The sequence below is a fragment of the Paraburkholderia sp. 40 genome (genome assembly GCF_050434105.1).
Lineage (GTDB): Bacteria > Pseudomonadota > Gammaproteobacteria > Burkholderiales > Burkholderiaceae > Paraburkholderia > Paraburkholderia tuberum.
The window spans coordinates 3,584,010-3,608,533 of record NZ_JBNPVY010000004.1 but is presented as its reverse complement, the minus strand read 5'-3'; the positions used below and the strand labels follow the sequence as shown (position 1 = coordinate 3,608,533).

Below are 24,524 nucleotides of genomic sequence, written 5' to 3'. Positions count from 1 at the left end.
ATGCTCGACCATTGCGTGAGCGCCGGTCACACATAACAAGGTGTCGAGAAATGAAAGTATCGAGGAGCGCCAGACGATGAACCTCATGGCTGCATCAGGCTCGCCTGTTCGAACGATCATTGCGGATGATCATCCGCTGGTTCTGCTGGCTATAGAAAATCTGATTGGCAACTATCCAGACCTGAAGGTGGTTGGCCGTGCGGCGGATGTCGCCGAACTGTTCATCGAAGTCGATCGCAGTCCTTGCGATATCGTGCTGATGGACCTTTACATGCCAGGAGGGCACAACGACAACCGGTTCGACGTCGTCAGGCAGTTGAAGGCGCGCTATCCCAACGTGGCGCTCGTCATTCTGACAATGGAAACGGAGGCGGCGACGCTGCGCAAAGTGATGTCGCTCGGCGTGGATGGGCTGCTGAGCAAACGTGATCGTATCGATCTGATCCATGTGGCGGTGGTCATGGCGCTGGCGCGCGAATGTTTTGTCGGTCCGGCGGTGCGCGCCATGCTGGCCGATGTCACGCTGACGAAACGTCTCGACTTCGTGCGCGCCACCCTGTCTCGCCGAGAGTTCGAGGTTTTTACGCAATACGCGTCAGGACTCGGCGTCACGGAAATCGCCACGCGGCTGGGACGTAGTGTGAAGACGATCAGCGCGCAGAAGTGCATGGCCATGCGCAAGCTGTCGCTGAATAGCGACGCCGAACTGTTCCGCTTCGCAGTCGAGTATGGCGTAGTGCCAGAAGGGCTTGGTCAAAGCCGTTAAGCGGGCGGCAACATACTGCGCAGGCGCGCGGCGAATATATCGGCATAACCGGGGGACACATTTCGTGCGGTATGCCCGATCGACACCATAAAAAAGTCACGGAAAAGAATGCCAAACAAGATTCACGTCGTCGTGGCGGACGATCACGACTCCATTCGCGCGGGCGTCCGATCTCTGCTGCGCGACAAGCCGAATATCGAAATTGTCGGCGAAGCTGCCGACACCCGTGGTCTCGCGAAGCTGCTCGATGCCTGCGCATGCGACGTCGTCGTGTCGGACATCGGCATGCCTGGACTCGACGGAGACACCAGCGCGGTGCCGCTATTGCGCCGGCTGCTACGGCGCACGCCGCATCCCCACGTGGTCGTGCTGACCATGATTGGGCGCGCGCATGTGTTGGCCGGCTTGCGCAATATCGGCGTGACTGGAATCGTCGACAAGCGCGACGCCGTGGACGCATTGATCGACGCAATCGAAGCCGTTGCCGCTGGGGGCACCCATCTATCGGAACAGGTTCGGGCCGCACTCGCGACCGCGGAGCCTGCGCCGCCGCGGCGCGGCGGTGTGATGAGCGCACGCGAGTGGGAGGTGTTTCAACTCTATGTGCGAGGCCTCGCGGTGCACGAGATCGCCACACGTCTGCGACGTAGCGACAAAACCATCAGCACGCAAAAACGCAGCGCGATGCGCAAGCTCGGACTGGAAACAGAAGCCGACCTGATCAACTACGCCACTCAGATTGGGCTGATATGAGGCGCAGCAACGGTCACAAATTCTTTCTCGATGGCTTTGAGGTAGCCCTTATCAGACTTATCTGATTGCCGTGGCGTGGGTGGCACCCAATAATCCTGGCCGCCTGTCATTGCGCGCCTTGCGCCGCAACTGCCAAGTGGCTGGTTCGTGATCCGATTACCAATGGATCAGGGGAATCCGGTGCAGACCTCTTCGCGCGATCGTTTGGCGTCTGTGCCTCATACTTGATGGACGGGATAGAGATGGTTGCGCTAGGCAAGCGATTGTGCAGCGAGGGTGTGGGTACGGCTTGGCTCGTGTTCGTCGGCTGCGGCAGTACGGTGCTAGACACCACAGGCGTGCTGCAGGGCACTGGCGCGTTGCAAATGTCGTTGGCGTTCGGTCTTGCGCTCGCCACCGGCAGCTATGCCTTCGGCAAGATTTCCGGCGCGCATTTCAATCCTGCCGTCACCATCGGCCTGACGATCGCGCAGCGCTTTCCCGTGCGTGATGTCTTGCCCTATATCGCTGCGCAAATCTGGGGCGCAATAGTCGCCGCGGCGCTGCTCGCCTGCCTCGCCAGCGGCCGGCCAGGTTTCGAACTCTCCGCGAGTGAATTCGCGGCGAACGGCTTCGGCGCTCATTCGCCCGCCGACTATCCATTGCATACGGCGCTCGTCGTGGAATTCGTGCTGTCGTTCGTGTTTGTCGGAGCATGCCTGCTGGTCGTCGTTCGAAAAGAGGTGGCAACGATTGCGCCGTTCATCACCGGCGCATGTCTGATGCTCGTCTACCTGGTGTCCATTCCGATCACCAATGGAGCGGTCAATCCCGCACGCTCGACCGCGCAGGCGCTGTTCGTCGGCAACTGGGCGCTGGATCAGTTGTGGCTGTTCTGGGCCGCGCCGTTGGCCGGAGCAATCGCGGCTGGCGTGCTGTTCTCGTTTCTGGACGGCGGAGCCGATTCGTCTTCGGTGTCGTTGGTGGACGGGCAGGGTGACGTTTCGTGAGCGAGGGACGGTACTCACCGCTTCCGGTCGATGCGGTGCTGACATTGGGGCTGCGGCGTTTGTTGCGGTGTCTTTGGCCGCGCTCGCCGCGCCACTCAATGACGCATTGGCTCGCGTTTTTTCTGCTGGCGGTTACGGATGCGGTCTGCATGGCCGGACCTGCCGGCGCTGCGTCACAGCCACCCGTAATTTCCGCAGTGGGAGCGGGTTCTTCCGCGTCGTCATCCATTGCATTTCCTGCCAGATTGACGGTCGGCATTCTCGAAGGAGGCTGGGCGCCGTTCGACATTCCGCTGGGCGGCCGGCTCGCCGGCGTCAGCGGCGACCTGTTGCGCGCGCTCGTGGGGCCGAACGTCGTCATCGAGACGAAGAGCTTTTCCGACATGGCCAAGCTGGTCGCCGCGGCTTGCGCCGGCGAGGTCGACCTGCTGATGAGCATAGCGCGCACGCCGGAGCGCGAGCGCTGCCTCAGCTTTACGGCTCCTTACTTCCACTCGTTCGCCTCGGCCGTCGTGCGTCGCGACGACGCCCGGCATGTGAACCCCACCGACCTCGCTGGCGCGCGTATCGCGATCGAGCGCGGTTTTGCGCGTGAGCGTTTGTTGCGCGCAGGTTTTCCTCGCGCGAGTATCGTCTCGTTCGCGAGCACGCACGAAGCGCTGAACGCGCTACTGCATGGCGATGCAGACGTCTACTTCGGCTTCACGCCGGTCGTGCAATACGAACTGGCGACCGACGCGTATCGCAATCTGCGCGTAGCGTTCGAGCAAGGCGGCAAAGCGCTCGACCTGCGCTTTGCCGTATCGCCTCGCCAGCCTGCTTTGCGCGATCAGTTGAACCGCGCGCTCGTGTCGATGAATCCTGCCGAGGCCGCCGCGATACGCGCGCGCTGGCTGTCCGGCAACTTCAACGCGGCGCCCACGCCGCATGCAGCACGCTTCACGTTGACGCCGGAAGAGAAGAACTGGCTGCGTTCGCTGCCGCCGTTGCAGGTCGGCTTCGACAACGACTGGGCGCCGTTCAGCTATGTTGATTCCGCAGGTCGCCCCGTCGGTCTGACCGCCGATTACCTCGCGTACCTGAGCAGCACGCTCGGTGTCGTGTTCAACCGCGCGCGCATGGCCGACTGGGCCGCCGCCGTCGAAGCGTTCCAGCGTGGCGACCTCGCGATGCTGTCCTCCACATCGAGTCGCGGCGCGCTTCTGGTAGGCGCCGACCATAGCCGTGTGTACGAGAGCGATCCGCTGGTGATCGTCGGGCGGAGCGGCGCGCCGCCCCCGTGCTCGTTCGACGACATCACGTCGTGCCGCGTCGTGATGTCGCCGCATGTGGCCGGCTCGGTGCCGCTCGCGTTGGAAACGGTGCCGGTCGATCACATCGTCGTCGCGGCGAGCCTGGGCGAGGCGATGCGCATGGTCGCGAGCGGCGAGGCCGACGTGCTGGTCGGCAACGCTGCCGCGATCAACGTGCAACTGCGGCAGCACTACGTCGGCGCGCTCAGGGTGCTCGACTCGCTCGGCGAATCCGACTCGTTGTATTTTGCTGTGCGCGAGGATCTGAGCCCGCTCGTCGAACTGATCGATCGCGCGTTGCAGGCGATGCCGGCAGCCGAAAAGCAGCGCATCCGGCGCAAGTGGGTGAGTCCCGCCGCGCCGGACAACGCCGTATGGAGCGTGACTGCGGTGCGGCTGCTGCCGGTGCTGATCGGCATCGGCGTCGTGCTGCTGGTCACGTTGCGCGCGTACGTGCTGCTGCAACGCGAAGTCCGGCTACGCAAGCAGACCGAGCGCGAACTCGCACTGCAATTGAACTTCCAGGAAACGATGATGAAGACGGTGCCGTATCCGCTCATCGCGAAAGGCCTGGACGGACGGTACATCGCGATCAACGAGGCCTATGAGAAAGCGTGCGGACTGGAGCGGAAGGACGTGCTCGGGCGCACGACGACCGAGGTCGGCACATGGGGCGACGCAAACAGCCGCGTGCTCGACGACATCACGGGCGAGATCCTGCGCGGCGGCGGCATCGCGAAAGTCGAACTCGAGTTCGAGGACGGCGCTGGCGAGACGCGGCATGGAATTTTCTGGACGAGCGTCTGCGAGGCCAGCGATGGGCAGCCGGCGTACGTGCTTGGCACGATGGTCGACATCACCGACATCCGGCGCGCTGAAATGCGCGCGCGCGAAACCGAACGGCGCCTGTTCGACGTCACGCGCTCGTTGCCCGCCGTCGTGTTCCAGTTGCGGCGCTCGCCGTCCGGCGCGTATTCCTTCCCGTACATCGGCGGCGACACGCGGCATCTGCTCGGCGAGGGTGATTGGCAGGGGCGAGCACGAGTCGATTTCCAACGAGTGTCGGAGCTGGATCGGCCGCGCGTTCTCGCCGAACTCGAGCGTTCCGCGAGCTGCGCCTGCCCAGTGCATATGGAGTTCCGCCTCGAAAACGCCGGTCAACTAAAGTGGGTGCGGGCTGAGCTGGTGCCGCGGCGAGAAGCCGATGGCAGCGTCGTTTGGAGCGGCTATTGGGTCGATGCGAGCGTCGAGCGCGCGCGTTCGGAGGAACTCGCGCGGGCACGCGATGTGGTCGAGGCGGCCTCGCGCGCGAAGGACGACTTCTTCGCGATGATGAGCCACGAGATCCGCACCCCGATGAACGGTGTGCTCGGTCTCGTCGAAGTGCTCGAGCGCACGCCGCTCAGTACCGATCAGAGCGAAATGCTCGGCATGATCCATGAGTCGGCGGGCGCGCTGCTGCAGATTCTCGATGATTTGCTCGATTATTCGAAGATCGAGGCGGGGCGGCTCACGCTCGAAGCCGAGCCGATCGATCTGCGCGAGCTCGTCGATAACGCGGTCGGCCTGCTCGCGGGGCGCGCCCACGAAAAAGGGCTGAAAGTGCGCGTCAACATCGCGACCGACGCCGCCGCGACGCTCCGTGGCGACAGCGTGCGTCTGCGCCAGATTTTGTTCAATCTGCTCGGCAATGCGATCAAGTTCACGCCGAAGGGCGAGGTGGGTGTGAGCGTAGCGGTCGTCCAGGATCGCGCGGACTCGCAGACGTTGGAGCTGACCGTTGAGGACACCGGCATCGGCATCGCGCCGGATGTGCAGGCGGGCCTGTTCGAGCCGTTCGTGCAGGCTGAGTCGTCCACCACGCGGCGCTTCGGCGGCACGGGCCTTGGGCTGACGATCTGCCGCAAGCTGATCGACCTGATGAACGGCACGCTCGCGCTGCGCAGCGAACCCGGCCACGGCACGAGGATGATCGTGCGGCTGACGATGCCGATCGTCGAACGGCGTTATTCGATCAACGGTCTGCGCGGCAAACGCGCCGTCGTGATCACGCGAGATCCGCGCATCGGCCGCGCTCTCGCACACTTCGGCGAGGCGCTCGGGCTCGAACTGCGCCGCCTCTCGGCCGCTGCGGCGACGCAGGGCAAAAGCGACGTGCTGAGCCGCGCGGATATGATGTTCGTCGGCGAGGACGTCACGTTGCCCGTACAGATCGGCGCAAATGCGCGTGTCGTCACGCTGACCGAAAAGCCGATGCCGACGGGTTACCGCATCCTCGACGACAAGGTGCGCGTGAGCATCAATCCGATTTCGTGGCGCGGCCTCGGCGCCGCATGCGCGGCCGCGATGACGGGCCTGTCGTCGATGTCCCCGATGGTACCGCGAGCGCCAGGCGTGCCGTTCTCGACCGATGGCGTCGCGCCGCCGCCTGATCGTGAACGCGCGATCGCGAGCGGGCGACTGATTCTTGTCGCGGAAGATCACCCAGTCAATCAGGAGTTGATCCGCCATCAACTCGCCCTGCTGGGGTTCGCGTGCGACGTCGCGAACGACGGCGCCGAAGCGCTTCTCGCGCTCGAGCGCACGAGCTATGGCTGCCTGATCACGGACTGTCACATGCCGAACCTGTCCGGTTACGAACTGACTCGCCGTATCCGCGAAGCGGAGGCACTGCGCGGCGGCGCGCAGCGTCTGCCGATACTCGGCATCACGGCCAACACCGCGCCCGACGACCTGAGGCTGTGCCGCGAAGCCGGCATGGACGACAGTCTGATCAAGCCGACTCGGCTCGCCACGTTGCGCGACTACCTGAGCCGCTGGTTTGGCACCGACACCGTTCGGCACCCCGTGCCGGCAGAAACATGCGGTCGCGAATCGTCTGCGCCGGCCGGCGAGCGGCAGATCACGCAGCGCGTCGGTGTCGAACCGTACGTGCCCATCGAACTGGCACACATGACGCAGTTATGGGGAAGCGAGTCGACGGTCAAGGCGTTGCTCGGTTCATTCGTCTCGTCGATGCGCGAAGACTTCAACGCGCTTGCGACGTTACTCGAACGCGCGGACACGGGGCGGGTGCCCGAGTGGCTGCATCGGGTGATGGGGGCGGCCAGCGTGCTGCAGTATCAGCCGCTCGTACACGTGCTCGAAGCCTATCGTCGCGACATTGTCGCGAAGTCGCCCGAGCAGTTGCGTAACGAGGGGCATGCGCTAATCCGCCAATGCGAGGCGATGCTCGATGGCATCGAACAGCAGGCCGCATTGCTCGCCTAGCTGCGGCGGGCGGTGACCTCGTGCGAATACGCGGCCGATTCAAACGGCCGCGACCAAAATCGGGACGAAAAAAAAACGCGGCCGAAGCCGCGTTAAAGATTTGGAGACATCCTTCGATGAAGGAGTCACTTCTCGCAAATCGAAGCATACCAGGAACAGCGTCATTTATTCATTACAAATCGCGCAATTAACTTTTCGATTAAATCGATTAAAACGATTTCGCACTACGTTTTTGCCGGTATTTTAGGCATATCGTGACGAACGCCTGTGCGCAATGCGCACGTTGCCCATCAGGCCTTCTGTTTCAATCACAGTCCGGTTCGAATTAAAGCGGCCCGCGCAAGCCACCATCCCAACCTCACCGGCTCCAAATGATTTGCACTAGTATGTGGAAGCTCCGCACGGCCGACACGGGTGCCGCGGCGGCGCGTCAATGTCCGGAGAAGACCATGATTTCGCTGCGAAAATTGAATCTGGCCGTGGTGGTGTGGGCGCTTGCGTCGGGCGCTGCGTTCGCGGATACGGTTGCGCTGAAGGCGGATCTCCAGCCGTCGAGCGAAGTGCCGCCGCGCGTGAGTCACGGGCACGGCGTGCTGAATGCGACCTTCGACACATCCACCCAATCGCTGCAGTGGACTGCTACTTACGAAGGCTTGAGCGGTCCGGTCACCGCCGCGCATTTCCACGGTCCCGCGCCGGTTGGCCAGAACGCGAAGGTCCAGGTGCCGATCGAGAAGAATGGCCTCGCGAGTCCGATCAAAGGCACGGCGAAGCTGACTGAGCAGCAGGTCACGGATCTGATGGCGGGGCAGTGGTACTTCAATGTTCATACCGCGCAGAATCCGACGGGCGAAATTCGCGGGCAGGTGTTGCCGGCGAACTAGGCGTGGGCCTCGCGTGTGCGTCGCGTGGGCCGAGCGCGAGTGCCGCGGCCAAAAGCAGCTTCACACCGTTAGAACCCGCCAACCAACGGCGCCCCCGCCACCGCCCGTACCATGACGGGACTTCAACGAAGGAGCATGTCCCGATGAGCTGGCAAAGCGCGCTCGCTTGCTGGTATTTGCGCAGGCAGTTCCGGCCCGAAACCCTCAAGCCGTCTATCAACGTCGAGCGGGCGCGCGCGCTGACCTCGAAGCGGGTGTGGTCGCCACGCGTGCCGCGCGGCTGGCATCTTCGCGAAACGTATGGCGCGGGCGAGGCGCCGCTCGTCGGCGAATGGCTGGAACGCGTGGACGGCGGCACGGCCGGCGGCGCGGAGCCGACGGTGCTGTATTGCCACGGCGGAGGCTACTACTTCTGCTCGCCGCGCACGCATCGGTCGCTAACGTTTGCTCTCGCTACCCGCGCAGACGCGCGGCTCTTCTCCCTCGACTACCGCCTCGCGCCCGAGCATCGCTTTCCGGCCGCGCTTGACGACGCCACCGCCGCCTATCGACAGCTGCTCGCGATGGGCATCGCGCCGAGCTCGATCGTGGTCGCCGGCGACTCGGCCGGCGGCGGCCTCGCGCTCGCCACGCTGGTCGCGCTGCGCGACGCCGGCGCACCGATGCCCGCTGGCGGCCTGCTGTTCTCGCCGTGGACCGATCTGGCAACGACCGGCGCGAGCCTGCGCACCAACGACAGCGTCGATCCGATGTTCTGTGGCGCCTCGATCGAGCGCGCGGCCAAGGTCTATCTCGGCGACGCGCCGGCCACGCATCCGTACGCGTCGCCGGTCTACGCGGACCTACGCGGTCTGCCGCCGCTGTTCTTGCAGGCGGGCAGCACCGAGGTGCTGCTCGACGACGCGCGCCGCGTCGCCGACCATGCACACGCGGCAGGAGTCGATTGTGAATGCGAAGTGTGGAAAAACCTGCCGCACGTGTGGCCGATGTTCGCGCCGTTCATGCCGGAGGCGAACCGCGCGCTCGATCGCGCGGCGGCGTTCGTGCGACGTGCGACGAGCCGCGCCGCGAACAGGGCTCAGGCGTCGAGCGTGACGTCGAGCGTCCGATAGACGGCTTCGATCGTTTGCTGGCCGTATTGCCGCTCGAGCCGCCGCACGGTGAAGTGCCCGTGCGCGACCTGCTGGAAGCGATCGATAAACACGGTGTTGACCATCGCGCCGAGCACCGCGCCGATCGCGGGAATCGATTTGGCGGCGATCTGTTCGCTGACCTGCACCGAAAAGCGCGCGGCGATCGCGTTGAGTAGCCGCAGCAGCGCCGCCGAGCCGTGGGTCGTGAAGCCCTTGCTGGCCACCTCGGACGACGCCTTCGACACCGCCTGCGCTAGCGCGCCGCGCATGAAGAAGTAGCCGAGGTCGGCGTCGTCGTCCTCGCTCGATGTACCGCCCATGCCGAGCACGGTCAGGCATTGCAGCTGCGTGTCGACCGAGGTCAGGTCCTCGCCCTCGCTGCGCGCGATGTCGCAGATCGAGCGGAACATCAGCGTAGTCGTGACCGGCAGCTCGACCGGCAGCGCGACCAATCCAAACGCGCCGCCGGCCGCGCCGGTGGTCGCGACCGCGAACTTGTGCAGCAGGTTGTTCGGCTTGTCGGGCGCGAGAAGCTTGGCGTCGTCGCGCCGGCCGAGCGTGCGTAGCGCGATCGACAGACATTTGCGCAACGCGGCCTGCGTCGCATCGGACACTTTTTGATTGGCGAACGCCGGAATGCGCGACAGCAGCTTCTCGATCGGCGCGCCGACGACGCTCGCGAGCTTCATCGTGAGCGCGGGGCTTTCGAGCTGGTGTTTCGCGCGCCGCAGCGCGGCGAGATCCTGCTCCGATAAGGATGGTGCTGCGAGCGAACTCAGCTGCATGGGCCTCCCTGGCATGTCGTGTCTTGGGTACGTGGAGTCAGTCTACCGCGTTGCAAGACGCGTTCCGTCCCGCTTGGAGCGTCGCACCATGGTATGATCCCCAATCTTTTGACATGTCAACTTTTGCTCCATCAAAAATGGCTGTCCATACCGCCGCCCACCATTCGAGTGGGCAAGTCTTACCGTTCCGCGAATCCCTGCTGGCCATGCTCGGCATCTCGTTCGTCACGATGCTGGTCGCGCTCGACCAGACCGTGGTCGGCACCGCGCTGCCCACCATCGTGTCCGAACTCCGAGGCTTCGAGTTGTACGCATGGGTCGCAACCTCGTATCTGCTGACCTCGGTGATCACCGTGCCGATTTTCGGGCGGCTTGGCGATTATTACGGGCGCAAGCCGTTCGTGATTGCGTCGATCGTCGTGTTTACCGCCGCCTCGGTGCTGTGCGGCGCGGCCAACAGCATGCTGTTTCTCGTGCTCGCGCGCGGGTTGCAGGGCATTGGCGGCGGCATGCTCGTCGGCACCGCGTTCGCATGCATTCCCGATCTGTTCCCCGATTCCGTCGTGCGGCTGCGCTGGCAGGTGCTGATGAGCTCGGCGTTCGGCATCGCCAATGCGGTCGGCCCGTCGCTCGGCGGTTTTCTCACGCAGTACTACGGCTGGCGCTCGGTGTTCTATGTGAATTTGCCGGTCGGGCTGCTGTCGCTGTTTTTCGTCTGGCGTTTCCTGCCGCATCTGCGGCACGTCGAACATACCGGCAAAATGCGGCTCGACTGGCCCGGCGCGCTGCTGATCGCGATCGCGCTCGGCTCACTGCAACTGTTCGTCGAATTGCTGCCGAAGCACGGCATCACGCTGAGCGCGTTCGCGCTGCTCGGGCTCGCCGTCGCGTCGGCCGTCACGCTGTGGAAATGGGAAAAGCGTTGCCCGACCGCGATCCTGCCCGTCGACATGTTCCGCAACCGCAGTCTGGCCGCGCTGTTCACGCTGGCCGTGCTCGGCGGCTTCACGATGTTCTCGCTGCTGTTCTACGCACCGCTGCTGTTCCAGGGCGGCTTCGGCATGTCGCCGAAAGAGGCGGGCCTCGTGATCACGCCGCTCGTCGTGTTCATCACGATCGGCAGTATCGCGAACGGGCGCGTCGTGTCGCGGGTGAAGAATCCGAACCTGATGCTGTACATCGGCTTTGCGATGGTCGCGCTGTCATGCCTTGGCATCGTCGTCGCGACCCGTTCGATGCAGCAATGGGTGCTGATGTCGTTCATGGTCGTCGGCGGCCTCGGGCTCGGCTTCGTGATGCCGAACCTGACGATCTTCGCGCAGCAGACCGCAGGCCGCGAACACCTCGGCATCGCGACCGCGCTGCTGCAGTCGCTGCGGATGATCGGTGGCATGATCGGCACGGCGCTGACCGGCACGCTCGTGACCCACATGTACAAGAGCGGTGTGCGCAATGCGCTCGAAGGCGCGGGCGCGTCGCACTGGTTCGCCGATCTCGGCGATCCGCAGATCCTGATCAACCGCGATGCGCAGACCACGCTCGTCGACCAGTTGACCCATGCTGGCCACAACGGCGCGATGTTGCTCGAAAGTGCGCGCGAGGCGCTGGTCGGGGCGATTCATCTGGGTCTCGCGATGGCCGCGGTGATCGCCGTCGTGTCGGTGTGGCAAACCCGCCGCGTGCCGCCGATCAAGCTGCAGCGCAAGCTCGAGCCGGTGATTCACGCAGACTGATTTTTGAACTTGGTGTTGGACAGGCAGATTATGGAAGAACAGGACCGCGTCGCCGTCATGCAGCAATTTGGTCGCACGTATCGGGCGTTCATGTCGGCATTCGAGGCCCAGGTGGGGCATCCGTTGCCACGCTGGCGCATTCTGCTCGCGCTGCGCGAGCAGGCCGGCGAGTCGTCGCAGAAGCGGCTCGTCGAGCGGTTGCGCGTCGATCCTGGCGCGCTCACGCGACAGCTGAAGGCGCTCGAAGGGTTGGGCTGGATCGCGCGCAGCATGGATACGCGCGATAACCGCGTGACCAACGTGCGCCTGACCGAAGCGGGCCACGCCGCGACTGAAGCGAGCCTGCCGCGTCGCAACGCGTTCTTGCACAACACGATGGCCGGGTTGCCGGATGAGGCGCTCGCGGCGTTGTCGAGCGCGCTGAAAATGTTGGAGACGCGGATCGGCGAGGTGACGGCCAACGCCGGCGCCGCGACTGTGGCCGCCGCGCCGCAGGAGACCGCTGGCGACGAGGCGGCGCAGCGCATGTGATTTTTAGTCCGCGCGTGGCGATAAAAAAGGCTGTGAGCCCAAGGGCGAACAGCCTTTTTGTTTAGTGGAACAGATCGCGCTTCAGTCAGCGCGGCGTGGTCCGATCAGAAGAACGTCTCGATCACTTCCTTCACGCGATACTGCGGATCGACGACCAGCACCTGCTTCCACTTGTCGAACGTCAGGCACGGATGCGAGATGTCGAACGCGATCATGTCGCCCACTTTCAGATCGGCGCCGGCGGGAATCCGCAGATACGCGTGCTGATCCATCAGACCGAAGATTTCCCAGCCCTCGCTCGCGGCGATGTCGCGCGGCGCTTGCTGGCCCGGGCGATAGTGGCGCGCCGGCTCCGGCATGCCCGCGTCGAACGCGGAGTCGCGTTTGCCGAGGCCGATGATCGCGCGATCCGGCTCGGGAATGGACTGCACGTACGCCCACAATTGCAGCGCCGGCAGCAAGCCTTCGCCCATTTTCTTCGCGACCGGATTGCGCTTGAAGATGTCGGTCTGCGCCTTGCGATAGATGCCGACGTCGTGCGTCAGATAGCAGCCGGGACGCAGCACGACCTCGACCTTGCCGGATTGCGTCGCCTGCGCGAACTCTTCGGCGACCACGTCGTACCATGCCGATCCCGCGCCCGAGAGCACCGCCGGCGAGCGCGCAAAACGCCCCTGCTCAACAAGTTCGCGAGTGACCGCAACCGCGCCTTGCAGGAACGCGCGCACTTCGGGTTCTTCCTTCAGCACGCCTTCGTACAGTTCGACCCCCGCGAGCTTCAGCACGTCCGGATAACGCGCGATCGCGTCCAGCACCGCGTTGCGCTGCGCATCGTCGCGCACGCCGGTGCGTCCACCCGGCACGCCGAGTTCGAGCAGCACCTGCAGCGGCTTCTTCACCGAGGTGAAGAATTCGCCGAGTTGCTCGACGCCTTCAGCCGAATCGACGAGGCAGAAGAATTCGAAATCCGGATCGCTGAGCAATTCGGCGATCATCGTCATGTTGTGACGGCCGACCAGTTGATTCGCCATCAGGATGCGCGAGACGCCGCCGTGGTACGCCGCGCGCACCTGATGAGCGGTGGCGAGCGTGATGCCCCACGCACCGGTTTCGAGCTGACGGCGAAACAGTTGCGGCGCCATCGTGGTCTTACCGTGAGGCGCGAGCTTGACGCCGTATTCGGCAACGAACGCCTGCATCCACTTCAGGTTGTGCTCGACGCGATCCTCGTACAGTACGGCAGCCGGCAGGCTGACGTCCTCGGCGAGCAGGTTCCACTCGAGGCGCGCGGCGTCCTTCAGCTGGACGCTCGTGCCCGGAACCATGCCCAAGCCCTTGCTATAAGGATCAATCGTCGCGCCCTGATAGTTTGTAACTTTCATGTCTCCGTGCTCCATCGTCCGGGTAAATTGAGTCAGATTTGACTTTACCATGTTACCGAAAGTACGATGTCTGAAAGAATGTTATTTAGTACCATGGGTTTCGAAGGCCGCCGCAAAGGGCCGCGAAAGCCGTGCCGCGAACCCCACCGCCTGCCATGAACCGTAGCGCCGAACCGCTCGCTTTCGACATCGTCGCGCGCATTGCCGAGTGCGCGCCGGAGTTGCGCTCGGCCGAACGCAAGGTCGCCGCGCTGATCCTCGACGATCTGACCGGCGCGTCGCGCGCGAGCATCGGCGCGCTGGCACAGCAGGCCGAGGTCAGCATCGCGACCGTCACGCGCTTCGCGAAGGCGGTCGGCTGCCGCGACGTGCGCGAACTCAAGCTGCGACTCGCGCAGGCGGCCGCGGTCGGTCAGCGGTTTCTCGAGCGCGACTCCGCAAGCGACGCACCCGAGCCGATCGCCACGCGCGTCTTCGACGAGCTGCAAACGGCGCTCGCGCACAATCATCAACTGCTGCGCCAGGCGCCGCTCGCCGAAGCGGCGACCGCGCTGCGCAATGCGCGCATGATCTACGTGTTCGGCATGGGCGGCGGCTCGACCGCGCTCGCTGACGAAATGCGTTTCAGGCTCGTGCGCCTCGGCCGCCCGGTCGCAACCTATCAGGACGGGCTGTTGCAGCGCATGGTGGCGAGCACGGTGTCGCGCGAGTGCGTCGTGATCGCGCTGTCTACCACGGGGCGCGTGCCCGAGATGGTCGAGAACTGCAAGATCGCGCGCAGCTACGGTGCGACGGTGGTCGCGCTGACGGCGCCCGCGTCGCCGCTGGCGAAGCTCGCCAACTGGCTGATCCCGATCGTCGCGTTCGAAACCGATTTCATCTACAAGCCGTCGTCGTCCCGTTACGCGATGATGATGGCGCTCGATGTGCTCGTCACCGAACTCGCCGTCAGTCAGGGCGACGAGAGCCGCGAATTGCTGCGCCGCATGAAGCACGCGCTCGACGCGCACCGCGGCGGCGGCGATCGACAACCGTTAGGAGATTGATCCATGCATTCGCATCCCGAAGCCGCCGACACGCTGATCGTCGGCGCGCAACTGTACGACGGCACGGGCGCGGCTCCCGTCGAGCGCGACGTGGCGATCCGCGACGGGCGCATCGCCGCGATCGGCAATCTGTCGAACTGGCTCGCCGAAGAGGTGATCGAGGCCGAGGGGCGCGCGCTCGCGCCGGGCTTCATCGACGTACACACGCACGACGACACGCATGTGATCCGCTCGCCGCAGATGCTGCCGAAGATCACCCAGGGCGTGACGACGGTGATCGTCGGCAATTGCGGGATCAGCGCGTCGCCGGTATCGCTGAAGGGCGATCCGCCCGATCCGATGAACCTGCTCGGCGAGCGCGACGCGTTCCAGTACCCGACCTTCGCCGACTATGTGAACGCGGTGAACGCCGCGCGGCCGGCGGTGAACGTCGGCGCGCTGATCGGCCACACGGCGTTGCGCAACAACCAGATGGACCGGCTCGATCGCGCGGCGACTGCCGAGGAAATCGAGCGCATGTGCGTGCAGTTGGAGGAAGCGCTCGCGCACGGCGCGCTCGGTCTCAGCTCGGGGCTCGCATACGGTTCGGCGTTCGCCGCGCCGACCGAGGAAGTGATGGCGCTCGCCGAGCCGCTCGCGGCCGCGGGCGCGCTGTACACGACCCATATGCGCACCGAGTTCGACGCGATTCTCGACGCGATGGACGAGGCCTACCGCGTCGGTCGTCATGCGCGTGTGCCGGTCGTGATCTCGCATCTGAAGTGCGCGGGGCCGTCGAACTGGGGGCGCAGCGTCGAGGTGCTGAAGTCGCTCGAAGGCGCGCGCGGCGGGCAGCCGGTCGGTTGCGACTGCTATCCGTACAACCGCAGCTCGTCGACGCTTGATCTGAAGCAGGTGACAGGCGACATCGACATCACGATCACGTGGTCCGAGCCGCATCCGGAAATGGCGGGCAAGCTGATCAAGGAAGTCGCGGCCGAATGGGGCGTCTCGCAGCAGGAGGCGGGCAAGCGCCTGCAGCCGGCCGGCGCGGTCTATCACAACATGTCCGAAGACGACGTGCGGCGCATCCTGTCGCATCCGGCGACGATGGTCGGTTCCGACGGCCTGCCGAACGATCCGCTGCCGCATCCGCGGCTGTGGGGCGCGTTTCCGCGCGTGCTCGGTCACTATGCGCGCGATGCCGCTTTGCTGCCGCTCGAGGAAGCGGTGCGCAAGATGACGAGCCTGTCCGCGCGCCGCTTCGGACTCGCGCAACGCGGCGAAGTGCATATCGGCTATCACGCCGACCTCGTGCTGTTCGATCCGGCGAAAGTGCATGACGTGGCGACGTTCGACAAGCCCCAGCAGCCCGCTGCCGGTATCGACGCGGTGTGGGTCAACGGCGTGCTGTCGTATCGCGATGGCGCGGTGACGGGCGAGCGGGCTGGCCGGTTCGTCACGCGCGGCGCGCCGTCGAAGGGCGATGCGCAGGGCGCGTTCTGATTTTTTATCGATTGATGGCGGCACGCGCGGCGAGGGCGCCGCGCGTGCCCGACTTTTTAAGGAGTGTGACGATGAAGCGATATGGCGTGGAAGGCGGAAAGGGAACGGGCGGTCAGGTGATGCCGTTCGCGCGCGCGGTCGAGGCGGACGGCTGGCTGTTCGTGTCGGGCCAGACGCCGATGGAAAACGGCGAAGTGATCAACGGCGGCATCGTCGAGCAATCGCACAAGGCGATCCAGAATGTGTTCGCGATCCTGAAGGAAGCGGGCTATGGCGCCGAGCACGTCGTGCGTTGCGGCGTGTGGCTCGACGATCCGCGCGACTTCGCGTCGTTCAACAAGGTGTTTCGCGAGTATTTCGGCGAGAATCCGCCGGCGCGCGCGTGCGTGGTGTCGTCGATGGTGATTGACTGCAAGGTCGAGGTGGATTGCGTCGCTTATAAGAAGCCGGCGGCCTGATCGCTTTGATGGCTTTCATGTGACGAGGGCGCCGCAGGTCGTGATGGCCTGCGGCGCCCTCGTCGCGTTTACCGCTGTTTTTTGTGTTGGAGTTACTGCCGCGCGAGCCGCATGTTGTCCGGCATCGGCAGGTTGTAGTTGGTGCGGAACGGGTTGATGTCGAGCCCGCCGCGGCGCGTGTAGCGCGCATACACGGCGAGCTTCAGCGGTTTGCACATCTTCATGATGTCGACGAAGATTCGCTCGACGCATTGCTCATGAAACCCGGTGTGATTGCGGTACGAGATGATGTATCGCAAGAGGCCCGCGTGATCGATCTGCGGGCCGGTGTAGTGGATCTGCACGCTGCCCCAGTCCGGCTGACCGGTCACCGGGCAGTTCGACTTCAGCAGGTTCGAGAACAGCGTTTCCGCGACCGGCGCTTCGTCGCGCGCCGCGCTCAAAAGTGACGCGTCCGGCTGATAGACGCTCGCCTCGAGTTCGAGCCGGTCGAGCGACAGACCGTCGAATTCTTCCATTTTCAGCTTGCCGAATTCGTGCGGCGTGCTCAGATGTACCGACACGGTCGCGCCGCACGACGCGGACACGTCGCGCCTGATCGTGTCGCGCACGCTCTCGGCCGAGTCGAACGCGGTCTGCGCGAACGAGCCCAGATACAGCTTGAACGATTTCGACTCGACGATGTTCGGCGAGTCGGCCGGCACGAAGAACGTCGCGACGGCGATCTGCGGCTTGCCGCGCGCGTTCAGCCACGACAGCTCGTAGGCGTTCCAGATGTCGGTGCCGAAAAACGGCAGTCGCGCGGTAATGCCGATCGCCTCGCGCGCATTGCTGCGCGCAATCGGAAACAGCAGCGTCGGATCGTATTGTTCGGTGTAAGTCGAGGACTTGCCGAGCGGGGATTGTTCGGGTGTCATGATGCGTTCACGATGCCACTCAGCACGTGCCCGGTCGCAGTTACGACGCGGGCCGATTCGCAGTGGCCGATCTGGTCGTCGAAGAAAAAGTCGGGCTCGAACTCGCGCAGAAATGCGCTTTTGTCGAGGCCGCCGAGGAACATCGCTTCGTCGATTTCGATGTTCCATGCCATCAGGGTGCGGATCGCGCGCTCATGCGCGGGAGCCGAGCGCGCCGTCACCAGCGCCGTGCGAATGCGCATCGGCGCCGCCGCGTCCGCGAGTTTTTGCAGCCGGTGCAGTGCTTCGAGCAGCGGTTTGAGCGGACCGTCCGCGAGCGGCAGATGCTTGTTGTCGATCTCGTGACCGACGAACGCGCGCAGGCCGTCTTGCTGGAAGATACGTTCCGCTTCGTCGGAAAACAAGACCGCGTCGCCGTCGAACGCAATGCGGATTTCGTCCGGGTATTTGCTCGCCATCTTCGCCGATTCCGGCAACACGCGTGCGGCTGGGAAGCCAGCGGCGAGCGCATCGCGCACGTCCTGCTGATTCGCCGACAGAAACAGCGAAGCGTTCAGCGGCTTCAGATAAGCGAACGGCGCGCGGCCGCGCGTGAACACACCGCGCTCGATCGCGAGCCCGTGTTCGCGGCAGGAATGAAACGCGCGCAGACCGCTGATCGGATCGCTGCGCGACAGGATCACCACTTCGACGCGATGACCGCCGGCGTTCAGCGCAAGCAGCTTGCGGATCAGCGGAAACGCGACGCCCGGTTTCGCGGGCACGTTCAGACGCTCGCGCTGCAACGCTTCGTAAGCCTTCAGGTCGCCGGCCTCGTAGACACGGTTCTCTTCCTCGAAGTCGAACAGTGCGCGCGACGAGATTGCGACCACCAGTTTGTCGACGAGCGAAAGCGCCATCGTTGCGTTCCGGTTCGAAGAGATCAGGCGAGGAAGAGACGATAGACCGGATTTTTCGTCTCTTCCCAGCACGGATAGCCGAGCGTTTCGATGAAGCGCTCGAACGCCGCGTGGTCGCTCCCGGGCACCTGAATGCCGACCAGAATCGAGCTGTAGTCCGCGCCCTGGTTGCGGTAGTGGAACAGACTGATGTTCCAGTTCGGCGCCATCGACGACAGGAATTTCATCAGCGCGCCCGGACGTTCCGGAAACTCGAAGCGAAACAGTCGTTCGTCGCGCGCGAGCGGCGAGCGGCCGCCGACCATGTAGCGGATGTGCTGCTTCGACAGTTCGTCGAAGGTCAGGTCGACGGTGGCAAAACCGTGCGCTTCGAAGGCGCCGGCGATCTGCGCCGATTCGCTGCGATTGCGGATCTGCACGCCGACGAAAATATGCGCCGAGTTCGCGTCGGCGATCCGGTAGTTGAACTCGGTGACGCTGCGCGTGCCGAGCAGCTCGCAGAAGCGCTTGAAGCTGCCGCGCTCTTCGGGGATCGTCACCGCGAAGACCGCTTCGCGCGCTTCGCCCACTTCCGCGCGTTCGGCGACGAAGCGCATGCGGTCGAAGTTCATGTTCGCGCCCGACGTGATCGCGATCAGCGTCTGGTTCTCGATGCCTTCCCGTTCGGCATACTGCTTGGCGCCGGCCACCGCGAGTGAGCCCGCCGGTTCGAGCACGCTGCGCGTGTCCTGGAACACGTCCTTGATCGCGGCGCACAGCGCATCGGTGTTCACGAGCAGCACTTCGTCGAGATATTCGCGGCACAGACGGAAGGTTTCTTCGCCGACGAGCTTCACCGCGGTGCCGTCGGAGAACAGGCCCACTTCGTTCAGCGTCACGCGCTCGCCCGCCTTCAACGACGCGGCCATCGCGCATGAATCGTCGGTCTGCACGCCGATCACCTTGATCTCGGGGCGCACCGATTTCACGTATGCGGCGACACCGGCCGCGAGACCGCCGCCGCCGATCGGCACGAAGATCGCGTGAATCGGCCCCTGGTGCTGGCTGAGGATTTCCATCGCGACGGTGCCCTGGCCGGCGATCACGTAGGGGTCATCAAACGGATGCACGAAGGTCAGGCCGCGCTCTTCCCGCAGCTTGACCGCGTGACCATAGGCGTCGCTATACGACTCACCGAACTGCACGACCTCGACGGTCGGCCCGCCGTGCGTGCGGATCGCGTCGACCTTGAGCTGCGGCGTCGTCACCGGCACGACGATGATCGCCTTCACGCCCATGCGTGCCGCCGATAACGCCACGCCCTGCGCATGATTGCCCGCCGACGCGGTGATCACGCCGCGACTGAGCGCCTCGGCCGGAATATGCGCCATCTTGTTGTATGCGCCGCGCAGCTTGAACGAGAACACCGGCTGGTTGTCCTCGCGCTTCAGATAGACCGGGTTGCGCAGCCGCGCCGACAGGTTCGGCGCGCGTTCGAGTTCGGTCTCGCGCGCCACGTCGTAAACGCGCGCGGTCAGAGTCTTTTTCAGGTAATCGTGGGAAGCCATGCGGGTGGCGCGGTGCGCTGTGTAAAACGGGAAGACGTCAATGATAGCGCCAACGGTGCCCGCTCTGGCCGTTGCGCGCGCTCCGCGGACGGGTGCCGTGCACTTAACCGGGCCGTATCGGAATCGCGCGATCGAAGCTCGGCCAACCGTCCGGCCGGTCAATGGACGGTATGCGAAAACGCCGCCGGATTCATCGCCAAAACCTCCGAACCCCCGCCGCCGCCCGATTCCCACCGTCAACGCGTGGGGGAATGATGCGGTAGAATTTCGTTTTGGAATAAGGATCGGAAGATGCACTGGCAGCCTCGGATCGCCCATTTAATGCCCGTCCCGCGCGAATCCTGCCCCGCGGCGGAACGGCATGTCCGCCACGCGCGATCGTGTAGCTGTCTCTGAGTGCCGCGAAGCGACCGCCGTGAGTTGGCCGCCGGTCGTGCTCGCTCCCCTTGAAGCACTAGAAGATTTCAAGCATTGCGCCCCACGCGCATTGTCCGCCGACGCCTCGTGACGAGTGCGCCAGGCTGACCTACCGAGTCGTCCAACCATGAACGCACCTCAAGTTTTCGATCCGCACGGCGCCGCCGGCGCGGTGGCCGCCGATCCCGAAGCGCGTCTGCGCGAAATTCCCTACAACTACACGTCGTTCTCCGACCGCGAAATCGTCATCCGCCTGCTCGGCAACGACGCCTGGGACGCGCTCGCCGTACTGCGCGCCGAACGCCGTACCGGCCGCTCGGCGCGCATGCTGTACGAAGTGCTCGGCGATATCTGGGTCGTGCGTCGCAATCCGTATCTGCAGGACGACCTGCTCGACAACCCGAAGCGCCGCGCGCTTCTGATCGAGGCGCTCAATCACCGTCTCGCCGAAATCGAGAAGCGCCGCCGCGCCGATCTGCGCGAACACGGCGACGAAGCCGGCGTCGAGCGCGCCGCGCGCGTCGAAAAGCTGGTGCAGGCCGCGCGCCGCGCGATCGACGAGTTCGCCAGCGAATTCCAGCAGACCTACGACCTGCGCCGCCGTTCTACGCGCGTGCTCGGCAAGGTCACGCAGAAAGACAACATCAAGTTCGACGGCCTGTCGCGCGTCTCGCACGTGACCGACGCGACCGACTGGCGCGTCGAATACCCGTTCGTCGTGCTGACGCCGGACTCCGAGGCCGAAATCGCCGGCATGGTCAAGGCCTGCTTCGAACTCGGGCTGACGGTGATTCCGCGCGGCGGCGGCACCGGCTACACGGGCGGCGCGGTGCCGCTCACGCCGTTCTCGGCCGTCATCAACACCGAAAAGCTCGAACAGCTCGGCCCGGTCGAAATGACCCAGCTGCCGGGCGTCGATCGCAAGGTCGCGACGATTTTCTCGGGCGCGGGCGTCGTCACGCGCCGCGTGACCGAAGCGGCCGAGCAGGCCGGCTTCGTGTTCGCGGTCGACCCGACCTCGCTCGACGCGTCCTGCGTCGGCGGCAACGTCGCGATGAACGCGGGTGGCAAGAAGGCGGTGCTGTGGGGCACGGCGCTTGACAACCTCGCGTGGTGGCGCATGGTCGACCCGGAAGGGAACTGGCTCGAAGTCACGCGTCTCGAGCACAACATGGGCAAGATCCACGACATCGAAGTCGCGCGTTTCGAGCTCAAATGGTTCGACGGCAACTACGCGGCGGGCGAGAAGCTGCTGCGCACCGAAGCGCTGGACATCAAGGGCCGCGTGTTCCGCAAGGAAGGCCTCGGCAAGGACGTCACCGACAAATTCCTCGCCGGTCTGCCGGGCGTGCAGAAGGAAGGCTGCGACGGCCTCATCACGTCCGCGCGCTGGGTGCTGCACAAGATGCCCGCGCATACGCGCACAGTCTGTCTCGAGTTCTTCGGCCAGGCGCGCGAGGCGATTCCGAGCATCGTCGAGATCAAGGACTATCTGTTCGAGACGTCGCGCCAGGGCGGCGCGATTCTCGCGGGTCTCGAGCATCTGGACGAGCGCTATCTGCGCGCGGTCGGCTATGCGACCAAGAGCAAACGCAACGCGTTCCCGAAGATGGTGCTGATCGGCGATATCGTCGGTAACGACGCGGACGCGGTCGCGCAGGCCACCTCGGAAGTCGTGCGCATGGCCAACGGCAAGAGCGGCGAAGGTTTCGTCGCCATCAGCGCCGAGGCCCGCAAGCGCTTCTGGCTCGACCGCAGCCGCACCGCCGCGATCGCCAAGCACACCAACGCGTTCAAGATCAACGAAGACGTCGTGATTCCGCTCGACCGCATGGGCGAATATACGGACGGCATCGAGCGCATCAACATCGAGCTGTCGCTGAAGAACAAGCTGCAACTGGTCGACGCGCTCGAAGTGTTCTTCAAGGGCGGCAAGCTGCCGCTCGGCAGGAGCGACGACGCGAACGAAATCCCGAGCGCCGAGCTGCTCGAAGACCGCGTGCAGCAGGCGCTCGATCTACTCGCGCGTGTGCGCACGCGCTGGCAATTCGTGCGCGGCAAGCTCGACCTGTCGCTGCGCGAGGCGCAGCACTACCTGGTCGGCCTCGGCTACGAATCGCTCGCCGAAAAGTTCGCCGACCGCGTCGACGCGCAACCCGACGCAACCGTGTTCCACCTCGCGCAGGACCGCACGATTCGCGTGTCGTGGAAGCAGGAAATCCGCGCCGAATTGCGGCAGATTTTCAACGGCGGCGAGTTCGAGCCGATCCTCGACGAAGCCCAGGCGATCCACAAGCAGGTGCTGCGCGGGCGCGTGTTCGTCGCGCTGCACATGCACGCGGGCGACGGCAACGTCCACACGAACCTGCCGGTCAACTCCGATAACTACGAGATGCTGCAGGACGCGCACACGGCGGTCGCGCGCATCATGAAGCTCGCGCGTTCGCTCGACGGTGTGATCTCCGGCGAGCACGGCATCGGCATCACGAAGCTCGAATTCCTGACCGACGACGAGATCGGCGAATTCCGCAAGTACAAGCAGCGCGTCGATCCGCATGGCCGCTTCAACGCGGGCAAGCTGCTCGAAGGCGCGGACCTGCGCAACGCGTACACGCCGAGCTTCGGCCTGATGGGCTACGAATCGCTGATCATGCAGCAGTCCGATATCGGCGCGATTTCCGAGTCGATCAAGGACTGTCTGCGCTGCGGCAAGTGCAAGCCCGTCTGCGCGACCCACGTGCCGCGCGCGAACCTGCTGTACAGCCCGCGCAACAAGATTCTCGCCACGTCCTTGCTGGTCGAGGCATTCCTGTACGAAGAGCAGACGCGCCGCGGCGTGTCGATCAAGCACTGGGACGAGTTCAACGACGTCGCCGATCACTGCACTGTCTGCCACAAGTGCGTGACGCCGTGCCCGGTGAAGATCGACTTCGGCGACGTGACGATGAACATGCGCAACCTGTTGCGCAAGATGGGCAAGAAGAAGTTCAACCCGGGCAACGCCGCGGGCATGTTTTTCCTGAACGCGACCAACCCGCAGACCATCAACCTCGCGCGCACCGCGATGATGGGCGTCGGCTACAAGGCGCAGCGCCTCGGCAATGAAGTGCTGAAGAAGTTCGCGAAGAAGCAGACCGCGCATCCGCCCGCCACGGTCGGCAAGCCGGTGATCACGCAGCAGGTGATCCACTTCATGAACAAGAAGATGCCGGGCAACCTGCCGAAGAAGACCGCGCGCGCCTTGCTCGATATCGAGGACAACAAGATCGTCCCGATCATCCGCAATCCGAAGACGACCACCGCCGACACCGAAGCGGTGTTCTACTTCCCGGGCTGCGGCTCCGAGCGGCTGTTCTCGCAGGTTGGTCTCGCGACCCAGGCAATGCTGTGGGAGGCGGGCGTGCAGACCGTGCTGCCGCCGGGCTACCTGTGCTGTGGCTATCCGCAGCGCGGCTCGGGGCAGTACGACAAAGCCGAGCAGATCGTCACCGACAACCGCGTGCTGTTCCACCGCGTCGCCAATACGCTGAACTACCTCGACATCAAGACGGTGGTGGTGTCGTGCGGCACGTGCTACGACCAGCTCGCCGGTTACGAATTCGAAAAGATCTTCCCGGGCTGCCGGATCATCGACATCCACGAGTATCTGCTGGAAAAAGGCATCAAGCTCGATGGCGTGAACGGCGTGCGCTACATGTATCACGACCCGTGCCATTCGCCGATCAAGACGATGGACCCGGTCAAGCTCGTCAATCAGCTGATGGGTTCGGAGCAGGACGGCTACAAGATCGAGAAGAACGACCGCTGCTGCGGCGAATCGGGCACGCTCGCGGTCACGCGTCCCGACATCTCGACTCAGGTGCGCTTCCGCAAGGAAGAAGAGATCCGCAAGGGCGCGGCGAAGCTGCGCGGCATTCCTCTCGTCGCCGAAGCGGGCGCGAACGCGATCAATCCGGCCAATGCATCGGCCGGCGCCGCGGGCGCGTCGAACGGTTCGGTGCTGAAGGCCGGCGACGGTCCGCAGCCCAATTCCGGAAACGCGGGCGTGACCGACGTGAAGATCCTCACGAGTTGCCCGTCGTGCCTGCAAGGGCTGTCGCGCTACAACGAAGACGCGGGTACCGAGGCGGACTACATCGTGGTCGAGATGGCACGTCACGTGCTGGGCGAAAACTGGATGGCGGACTACGTTCAACGGGCGAACAATGGCGGAATCGAGCGCGTGCTGGTTTAATGG

Annotated in this window: 17 protein-coding genes; 12 read left to right on the top strand and 5 right to left on the bottom strand. The window is 64.6% G+C overall.

Annotated features, from left to right (window positions below; genetic code table 11):
- The first annotated feature begins 76 nt into the window (after positions 1–76).
- The 6 genes from OKW28_RS38655 to OKW28_RS38630 all read left to right on the top strand — a co-directional run bounded on the left by OKW28_RS38655 (position 77) and on the right by OKW28_RS38630 (position 9,066).
- Positions 77–766 (top strand): response regulator transcription factor, encoded by a 690-nt coding sequence (locus OKW28_RS38655; protein ID WP_090802973.1) that lies wholly within the window; start codon positions 77–79, stop codon positions 764–766.
- 108 nt (positions 767–874) lie between these two features.
- A complete protein-coding gene (locus tag OKW28_RS38650) occupies positions 875–1,519 on the top strand; it encodes a response regulator transcription factor (RefSeq protein ID WP_184053864.1) in 645 nt (214 codons plus the stop codon).
- Between the two features lie 242 nt (positions 1,520–1,761).
- A complete protein-coding gene (aqpZ, locus tag OKW28_RS38645; RefSeq protein WP_429453264.1) occupies positions 1,762–2,508 on the top strand; it encodes an aquaporin Z in 747 nt (248 codons plus the stop codon).
- Between the two features lie 149 nt (positions 2,509–2,657).
- A complete protein-coding gene (locus OKW28_RS38640; RefSeq protein WP_429453262.1) occupies positions 2,658–7,070 on the top strand; it encodes an ATP-binding protein in 4,413 nt (1,470 codons plus the stop codon).
- Positions 7,071–7,519: 449 nt separating this feature from the next.
- Entirely contained in the window at positions 7,520–7,954 is a 435-nt protein-coding gene (locus OKW28_RS38635) for a CHRD domain-containing protein (RefSeq protein WP_429453260.1), read from the top strand.
- A gap of 143 nt (positions 7,955–8,097) precedes the next feature.
- Positions 8,098–9,066, top strand: a complete 969-nt coding sequence (locus OKW28_RS38630) for an alpha/beta hydrolase (RefSeq protein ID WP_184067089.1) — start codon at positions 8,098–8,100, stop codon at positions 9,064–9,066.
- Here the strand turns inward: OKW28_RS38630 and OKW28_RS38625 are convergent.
- On the bottom strand, positions 9,033–9,872 hold the full coding sequence (locus OKW28_RS38625; RefSeq protein WP_429453257.1) for an EcsC family protein: 840 nt from the start codon (positions 9,870–9,872) through the stop codon (positions 9,033–9,035). The genes OKW28_RS38630 and OKW28_RS38625 overlap by 34 nt on opposite strands.
- Positions 9,873–10,009: 137 nt before the next feature.
- Here OKW28_RS38625 and OKW28_RS38620 point away from each other — a divergent pair, with 137 nt between their 5' ends.
- Together OKW28_RS38620 and OKW28_RS38615 are read left to right on the top strand one after the other, a co-directional pair.
- Positions 10,010–11,605: an MDR family MFS transporter gene (locus tag OKW28_RS38620; protein ID WP_429453256.1), complete on the top strand. Its 1,596-nt coding sequence runs from the start codon at positions 10,010–10,012 to the stop codon at positions 11,603–11,605.
- A 30-nt stretch (positions 11,606–11,635) separates the two neighbouring features.
- Positions 11,636–12,136 (top strand): MarR family winged helix-turn-helix transcriptional regulator, encoded by a 501-nt coding sequence (locus tag OKW28_RS38615; RefSeq protein WP_429453254.1) that lies wholly within the window; start codon positions 11,636–11,638, stop codon positions 12,134–12,136.
- Positions 12,137–12,240: 104 nt separating this feature from the next.
- On the opposite strand, the gene OKW28_RS38610 is transcribed toward OKW28_RS38615, so the two are convergent.
- The gene (locus OKW28_RS38610; protein WP_429453252.1) at positions 12,241–13,518 is read right to left on the bottom strand and encodes an amino acid deaminase; all 1,278 of its coding nucleotides are present in this window, start codon (positions 13,516–13,518) and stop codon (positions 12,241–12,243) included.
- A 155-nt stretch (positions 13,519–13,673) separates the two neighbouring features.
- Between OKW28_RS38610 and OKW28_RS38605 the strand changes: the two genes are divergently transcribed.
- The 3 genes from OKW28_RS38605 (at position 13,674) to OKW28_RS38595 (ending at position 16,507) form a co-directional block, all read left to right on the top strand.
- On the top strand, positions 13,674–14,564 hold the full coding sequence (locus OKW28_RS38605) for a MurR/RpiR family transcriptional regulator (RefSeq protein ID WP_429453250.1): 891 nt from the start codon (positions 13,674–13,676) through the stop codon (positions 14,562–14,564).
- Positions 14,565–14,567: 3 nt separating this feature from the next.
- Entirely contained in the window at positions 14,568–16,049 is a 1,482-nt protein-coding gene (locus OKW28_RS38600; RefSeq protein WP_429453248.1) for an N-acyl-D-amino-acid deacylase family protein, read from the top strand.
- Between the two features lie 71 nt (positions 16,050–16,120).
- Positions 16,121–16,507 (top strand): RidA family protein, encoded by a 387-nt coding sequence (locus tag OKW28_RS38595; protein WP_008923846.1) that lies wholly within the window; start codon positions 16,121–16,123, stop codon positions 16,505–16,507.
- Positions 16,508–16,599: 92 nt separating this feature from the next.
- On the opposite strand, the gene queF is transcribed toward OKW28_RS38595, so the two are convergent.
- Genes queF through ilvA form a run of 3 tightly spaced genes read right to left on the bottom strand, consistent with a single transcriptional unit; the run spans position 16,600 to position 19,912 of the window.
- Positions 16,600–17,424, bottom strand: coding sequence for an NADPH-dependent 7-cyano-7-deazaguanine reductase QueF (queF, locus tag OKW28_RS38590; protein ID WP_429453246.1), 825 nt, complete (start codon positions 17,422–17,424; stop codon positions 16,600–16,602).
- A complete protein-coding gene (locus OKW28_RS38585) occupies positions 17,421–18,323 on the bottom strand; it encodes a 5'-nucleotidase (RefSeq protein ID WP_429453244.1) in 903 nt (300 codons plus the stop codon). Before OKW28_RS38585 ends, queF begins: the two co-directional genes overlap by 4 nt.
- Positions 18,324–18,346: 23 nt before the next feature.
- Complete coding sequence (ilvA, locus tag OKW28_RS38580; protein WP_429454595.1) at positions 18,347–19,912, bottom strand: threonine ammonia-lyase, biosynthetic; 1,566 nt, start codon at positions 19,910–19,912, stop codon at positions 18,347–18,349.
- Positions 19,913–20,414: 502 nt separating this feature from the next.
- Between ilvA and OKW28_RS38575 the strand changes: the two genes are divergently transcribed.
- Entirely contained in the window at positions 20,415–24,521 is a 4,107-nt protein-coding gene (locus OKW28_RS38575) for a DUF3683 domain-containing protein (RefSeq protein WP_429453242.1), read from the top strand.
- Positions 24,522–24,524: the final 3 nt, after the last annotated feature.

What these genes read in the sequence shown, in the direction of transcription:
- OKW28_RS38600 (WP_429453248.1), top strand. Translation starts at nt 14,568, where the DNA reads ATGCATTCGCATCCCGAAGCCGCCGACACGCTGATCGTCGGCGCGCAA.
- queF (WP_429453246.1), bottom strand. Translation starts at nt 17,424, where the DNA reads ATGACACCCGAACAATCCCCGCTCGGCAAGTCCTCGACTTACACCGAA.
- OKW28_RS38625 (WP_429453257.1), bottom strand. Translation starts at nt 9,872, where the DNA reads ATGCAGCTGAGTTCGCTCGCAGCACCATCCTTATCGGAGCAGGATCTC.
- OKW28_RS38640 (WP_429453262.1), top strand. Translation starts at nt 2,658, where the DNA reads ATGGCCGGACCTGCCGGCGCTGCGTCACAGCCACCCGTAATTTCCGCA.
- OKW28_RS38620 (WP_429453256.1), top strand. Translation starts at nt 10,010, where the DNA reads ATGGCTGTCCATACCGCCGCCCACCATTCGAGTGGGCAAGTCTTACCG.
- OKW28_RS38630 (WP_184067089.1), top strand. Translation starts at nt 8,098, where the DNA reads ATGAGCTGGCAAAGCGCGCTCGCTTGCTGGTATTTGCGCAGGCAGTTC.
- aqpZ (WP_429453264.1), top strand. Translation starts at nt 1,762, where the DNA reads ATGGTTGCGCTAGGCAAGCGATTGTGCAGCGAGGGTGTGGGTACGGCT.
- OKW28_RS38595 (WP_008923846.1), top strand. Translation starts at nt 16,121, where the DNA reads ATGAAGCGATATGGCGTGGAAGGCGGAAAGGGAACGGGCGGTCAGGTG.
- OKW28_RS38635 (WP_429453260.1), top strand. Translation starts at nt 7,520, where the DNA reads ATGATTTCGCTGCGAAAATTGAATCTGGCCGTGGTGGTGTGGGCGCTT.
- OKW28_RS38655 (WP_090802973.1), top strand. Translation starts at nt 77, where the DNA reads ATGAACCTCATGGCTGCATCAGGCTCGCCTGTTCGAACGATCATTGCG.
- OKW28_RS38575 (WP_429453242.1), top strand. Translation starts at nt 20,415, where the DNA reads ATGAACGCACCTCAAGTTTTCGATCCGCACGGCGCCGCCGGCGCGGTG.
- OKW28_RS38615 (WP_429453254.1), top strand. Translation starts at nt 11,636, where the DNA reads ATGGAAGAACAGGACCGCGTCGCCGTCATGCAGCAATTTGGTCGCACG.
- OKW28_RS38650 (WP_184053864.1), top strand. Translation starts at nt 875, where the DNA reads ATGCCAAACAAGATTCACGTCGTCGTGGCGGACGATCACGACTCCATT.
- OKW28_RS38585 (WP_429453244.1), bottom strand. Translation starts at nt 18,323, where the DNA reads ATGGCGCTTTCGCTCGTCGACAAACTGGTGGTCGCAATCTCGTCGCGC.
- OKW28_RS38610 (WP_429453252.1), bottom strand. Translation starts at nt 13,518, where the DNA reads ATGAAAGTTACAAACTATCAGGGCGCGACGATTGATCCTTATAGCAAG.
- OKW28_RS38605 (WP_429453250.1), top strand. Translation starts at nt 13,674, where the DNA reads ATGAACCGTAGCGCCGAACCGCTCGCTTTCGACATCGTCGCGCGCATT.